At 70.8% G+C, this 5,526-nt stretch carries 5 protein-coding genes; 2 read left to right on the top strand and 3 right to left on the bottom strand.

Going from position 1 to position 5,526, the window contains the following annotated elements:
• A partial coding sequence (locus ABEA93_RS41840; RefSeq protein WP_425585273.1) for a thiolase C-terminal domain-containing protein occupies positions 1-466 on the top strand: 466 nt, incomplete at its 5' end.
• Positions 467-562: 96 nt separating this feature from the next.
• On the opposite strand, the gene ABEA93_RS41835 is transcribed toward ABEA93_RS41840, so the two are convergent.
• The gene (locus tag ABEA93_RS41835) at positions 563-2,254 is read right to left on the bottom strand and encodes an N-acyl-D-amino-acid deacylase family protein (protein WP_345681266.1); all 1,692 of its coding nucleotides are present in this window, start codon (positions 2,252-2,254) and stop codon (positions 563-565) included.
• Between the two features lie 282 nt (positions 2,255-2,536).
• Between ABEA93_RS41835 and ABEA93_RS41830 the strand changes: the two genes are divergently transcribed.
• Positions 2,537-4,087 (top strand): ABC transporter substrate-binding protein, encoded by a 1,551-nt coding sequence (locus tag ABEA93_RS41830; protein ID WP_345681265.1) that lies wholly within the window; start codon positions 2,537-2,539, stop codon positions 4,085-4,087.
• 28 nt (positions 4,088-4,115) lie between these two features.
• On the opposite strand, the gene ABEA93_RS41825 is transcribed toward ABEA93_RS41830, so the two are convergent.
• Positions 4,116-4,724 carry a TetR/AcrR family transcriptional regulator gene (locus ABEA93_RS41825; RefSeq protein ID WP_345681264.1) on the bottom strand — a complete coding sequence of 203 codons (609 nt, stop codon included), beginning with the start codon at positions 4,722-4,724 and terminating at the stop codon, positions 4,116-4,118.
• Between the two features lie 116 nt (positions 4,725-4,840).
• On the bottom strand, positions 4,841-5,526 hold a 686-nt coding region (locus ABEA93_RS41820), incomplete at its 5' end, for a hypothetical protein (protein WP_345681263.1).

The following is a 5,526-nucleotide window of genomic DNA, read 5'->3' as shown; positions in this document are numbered from 1 at the left end:
CGAACGGGCGGTGAAGATCTCCGCGTCGGTCATGACGTCGGACCCGTACGTGCCGGGCGGCCTCGTGCAGCCGGACGTGTCGACGTGCACCCGCAACGCCGCCGCGGCGGCGTACGAGAAGGCCGGCGTCGGCCCGGACGACCTGGACCTCGTGGAGCTGCACGACTGCTTCGCGACGGCCGAACTCCTGCACTACGACAACCTGATGCTGTGCGAGCCGGGCGGCGCCGCGGACTTCCTGGACTCGGGCGCGCCGTGGCGGGACGGGCGGCTGCCGGTCAACGTGTCCGGCGGGCTCCAGTCCAAGGGTCACCCGATCGGCGCGACCGGCATCGCCAACGTCTACGAGGTCGCCACCCACCTGCGCGGCGAGGCCGGCGACCGGCAGATCGCGGGCGCCCGGGTCGGCCTCACCCACGTCATCGGGCTGGGCTCGACCGCGGCCGTGCACATCCTGCAGAAGTAACGCCGACGGGCCTGCCCGCCGGGGGAAATCCCCGGCGGGCAGGCCCGTTTGCCGTACGTGCGGCCGTGCGGCGTGGTGTGCCGCGCGGCGGACGGCTCAGCCCGCGGCGATGCCGACCATCGTGCCCGGACGCGCCCCGGTCGGCGCCCGGTCGACGACCGTCTCGACGCCCGCGACGATCGTCGTGCGCACGCCGGACGGCGGCCGGTTGAAGCGCCACGAACCGTCGGGGTTGTCGTAGGACTTGAACAGTTCGCGCATCTCGATCTCGTCGAGCGCGAAGACCACGAGGTCGGCGGCCTTGCCGACCTCGACGGTGCCGCGGTCGCGCATGCCGAAGTAGGCGGCGAGCTTCCCGCTGAGGTTGTGCACGCCCTCTTCGAGGGTCATCAGGCCGGTGTCGCGCACGTAGCGGGTCAGCATGTAGACGTTCTGCCCGGCGCCGCAGAACATCTGCAGGTGCGCGCCCGAGTCGTTGATGTTGGTCAGCACGTGCGGGTCCTTGAACAGGCCCGTCACCGCCGGCTCGTCGAACTCGTCGGCCAGGCCGCGCAGGCACGAGCCGATGCCGTTGTCGAGCACCCAGGTTGCCAGCGCGTCGGAGATGTGCAGGCCCTTCTCGTCCGCGTACTGCTGCAGCGAGATGTCCAGCGGGCCGGCGCCGGTCTCCGAGATCGCGAACATGAGCGATTCGGGGCGGTCGATGCGCGACGTCGCGGCGCGCTCCCGGGCGTCCCATTCGGCACGCGCCCGGTCCCGCCACGCCGGGTCGGCGAGGGTCGCGAGCTTGGTCTCCGCCGGGGAGTTGATCATCTCGTTCCACGCCGGGACGCGCTGGAAGGTCAGCGACCGCTCGAAGTTGAAGTACGGCTCCAGCGGCACGTGCCCCATCTGGCCCCAGAAGTCCACGCCTTCGGCGCGCAGCCGCTCGTGCAGCGCGATCGTCTTGACGCGCATCTCGGCCTCGATGTTCGTGGACGGAATCGCCGCCCACTGCCCCCGCACGCCGCGCTCCTTGCAGATGCGCGCGAACCGCAGCACATCCTCTTCGATGCGGTCGAGGTCGTTGAACTTGTTGATCATCTGGAGCGTCGCACCCGGGTGCTTGGCCAGCGTGTCGACGAGCGCCTCGAACTCGGCGTCCTCGGCCAGGCGCGTCGGCACGACCTCCAGGTACCGGTCCTTGTCGAACGTGTTGGTCGACATGCCGATGGCGCCGTTCGCGAGGGCCTCGTCGAGGAGTTCGGCCATCCGCGCGATCTCTTCGGCGGTCGCGGCGCGCTTCCAGGCCGCCTCCGGGCCCATGACCGTGGTGCGCAGCGCGATGTGGCCGACGAACCCGGCGACGTTGACCGAGATCTTCTGGCCGCTCACCGCGTCGCGGTAGGCGGGCCAGCGGTCCCACGACCACGGGAGCTTGTCCTGGAACGCGCTGAGCGGCAGGTCCTCCAGGAAGCAGAACAGGTCGAGGACGGCGCCGCGCGCCGACGGGGCGAGCGGGGCGACGGACATGCCGCAGTTGCCCATGACGACGGTGGTGACGCCGTAGGCGGGCAGCGGGTCCAGGTCGGGGTTCCACCACATCGCGCCGTCGACGTGGGTGTGCGCCTCGATGAAGCCGGGGGCGACGTACGCGCCCGCCGCGTCGACGACCTTTTCGTCGGCGGCCGGCGCCAGGTCCGTTCCGATTTCCGCGATCCGGCCGTCGCGGACGCGCACGTCGGCCCGGTAGGCCGGGGCTCCCGTGCCGTCGACGACCGTCCCTCCGCGTACCAGCAGGTGTGCCACAGCGCCTCCTCGTGGGGCCGCCCGCTACCCCGGGCGGTTCGGTTACGTGTCGCATTGCAATGGAACTGGCGTGCGGAGTCAAGAGCCGCGGCGACCGAGGGAATTGCCCGGTTCCCCGGTGCACTTCGACGGATCCCCGGGCGGCCGCGGAGTCCGCGCGATCTCCATTGACTCCTCCGAAGCCCTGCGTTACAACACGACTCGTAACTCAACCGAGCCGCCGAGCGACCAGGGAGAGGCAGCACGTTGGCCAGACCGGAAAACACCCCGCACAGACGTCCGTTGCCCGCCCTGCTCCGCTCCCGCGGGGCCGCCGTCGCGGGCGCCCTCGCCCTGGGACTCGCGGTCTCCGCGTGCGGGTCCTCCGACAAGAGCAGCGCCGGCGGGGGTTCCGGCGAACGCGCGATGACGATGGTCGCGGTGTCCGATTCCAAATCGCTCGACCCGTTCCGCACGCTGTACCTCGCGGTCACCGACGAGCCGCGGATGAGTGCTCTGTACGACCCGATGTTCTACTTCGACCCGGCCGACGGGAAGGTCAAGCCGCATCTCGCGGAGAGCCTGACCACGGCCGACGGCGGCGCGACGTGGACGCTCAAGCTGCGCCCGGGCGTCACGTTCTCCGACGGCACCCCGTTCGACGCCGCCGCGGTGAAGCTGAACTGGGAGACGCACGCGAAGCCGGAGACGCGCTCCTACCTCGCGGCCTACGCGACGGGCCTCAAGACGGAGGTCGTCGACCCGCTGACGCTGACGGTCACGCCGACGTCGCCGAACCCGACGTTCGACCGGATGATCGCCACCAAGCTCACCTACATCGAGGCGCCTTCGGCGATCACCAAGGGACTCGAGTCGGCGGGCACCCAGCCGGTGGGCGCCGGTCCGTTCATGCTGAAGAGCTGGACGCGCGGCAGCGAGCAGGTGTTCGTGAAGAACCCGAACTACTGGCAGAAGGACAAAGGCCTGCCCAAGCTCGACAAGCTCACCGTGAAGGTGGTCGCCGACCTGGCACAGGAGTACAACACGGTCAAGTCCGGCGGTGCGGACATCTACCACAGCTCCGACCCGGGCTATCTCACCAAGGCCAAGCAGGAGTTGAACGCCAACGAGATGACCGCGCTGGGCGGCCAGGGCGTGCTGTTCAACCTGACCAAGGCGCCGTTCGAGGACCCGCGTGCCCGCCGCGCGCTGACCCTGGCGATGGACCCGGAGGAGTTTCCGAAGACGCTGAACAACGGGATGCATCCGACCCGCAGCATCTTCTCCGCCTCTCCGTTCTTCGACCCGAGCGCCCAGCAGCCCGCGCCGAACCGGGATGAAGCGCAGAAGCTGTTCGACGAACTGGCGGCCGAGGGAAAGAAGGTCGACTTCACTTTCCTGGTCGCTTCGACCCCGCAGTCGAACAAGGTCGCCGAGTACCTGCAGAGCCGCGTCCAGGGCTTCAAGAACGTGACCATGCGCGTCGAGTCGCTGGAGATCAACACGTTCACCATGAAGTACGCGATGCAGCACGATTTCCAGGCCGCGCAGGTGCAGCAGTGGTACGCCGAGCCGGAACCGGATCTGACGTCGAACTTCCTGTCCACCGGCTTGCTCAATGCGGGCGGCTGGAAGAGCCCGGATGCCGACAAAGCGCTGGCCGCGGGCCGGGCGAGCGCGGACCCGGCGGTCCGCAAGGCCGCGTACGCCGACTTCCAGAAGGCGATGGCGAACGAACTCCCGTTCGCCGTCTACTCGACGTCGGTCGTCGGGCCGATCTACTCGAAGAAGGTGACCGGCGTGCAGACGTACAACGTCGGCGTGGTCTTCATGGACCGGATCGGAGTCGGCTGAGCGCGGACGGCCGCGTGCGGTGGCGCGGTCAGGGCCGCGCCACCGCACCCAGCACGACGGCTTGGGTGAGTGCCTCGACGTAGCCCGACGGCACGTCGCCTTCCGAGACGACGCGGGTGAACGCCGCACCCGAGATGGTGTCGAACAGGACGCCGGCGTCGACCCCGTCGCGGAGTTCGCCGCGGGCCCGGGCGCCGTCGACGAGCGCCCGGAACTCGGCCAGCGCGTGGTTGCGCAGGCCGTCCACGACTTGGGCGCGCAGTTCGCGGTCCCCGTGCAGGTCGGTGAACAGGCCGGGCAGCGCCGCCCGCGCCTCGGGCCGGGCGTAGGACGCGATGGTGTCGGCGACCATGCGGCGCACGTCGGCGACGAAGTCCCCGGTGTCGGCGATGAGCACCGGGCTGCCGCCTTCGGTGGGGAACACCGCGTCGTGCACCAGGTGCGCTTTCGACGGCCAGCGGCGGTAGATCGTCGGACGGGTGACGCCGGCGCGGCGGGCCACCGTCTCGAAACTCAGCCGGCCGTACCCGTCCGCGGCGAGCAGCTCGCGCACCGCGCGCAGCACCGCCCGGTCGATCTGCGGATCGCGCGGCCGGCCGCCGAGGGGGCGGTCGGCGGAAGCGCTTCGTGTGGACACAGCGGGATTCTCCCAGTCGGGCGGCGCGCCGCGGCGGCGACACCTGTTGCGTTACAACTCGAATCGTAATGCAACGAGGCGGTCGGGCGGGTGCGGGAGCCGTTGCCGGGGCGCCCTCACGACGCGGCGAAGGTCCTCCAACCCTCCGCCGCGACCAGGGTGCGCAGTTGATCCGGTGTCAGGATCGGTGCGAAGCGGGTGCGTCGCGTGTGTTCGGTGTCGGAGTCGGTGGCGGCCGCCTCGACGGAGGTGCCGTCGGGGCGGATCAGGTGGACGCTGAAGATCTGCGCGCCCTGGGTGTTCGGCGCGCCCGCGGGATCGTAGGGCCGGTCATGGTGGGTTTCGATGCGGAAGCGTGTGCCGTCGGAGAGGTCGCCGACTTCGCAGGAGGCCAAGGCGCTCCGCTGTTCGGAACAGGTCAGCTCCGATGGGCTGCGCCCGGTCGAGACGAAGATGCTCAACGAGCCGGAGCCCTGTGCGTCGCTCAGCACTCCGGCGAACGACGCGCCGTCGGTCTCCGGCCTGGGCTCCAGGTCCACGATCGCCACCTCCGGCGGCAGGACCGTGCGCAGCATACTCTCGGCGGCGGCGTCCCGGCTGTGCGTCGGGGACGGCCTTGGCAGCGTGACCGGCGGCGTCGTGACGTGGTCCCCGGACCGGCCGGCTGAGGGAATCGCGTCCGTCGCCGCGTCGCGCGGCCCGGACAGGCCCGGCAGCGCCAGCACGAGGGCGGCGCCCACCACGGCGGCCGTCGCCGCGCTGCCCGCCGCGGCCAGCACGCGGGCGCGGCGCGCCCGCCGGC

Origin of the sequence: Yinghuangia aomiensis, from assembly GCF_039542225.1 — a bacterium.
Lineage (GTDB): Bacteria > Actinomycetota > Actinomycetes > Streptomycetales > Streptomycetaceae > Yinghuangia > Yinghuangia aomiensis.
This window is presented reverse-complemented; position numbering and strand designations above follow the sequence as displayed.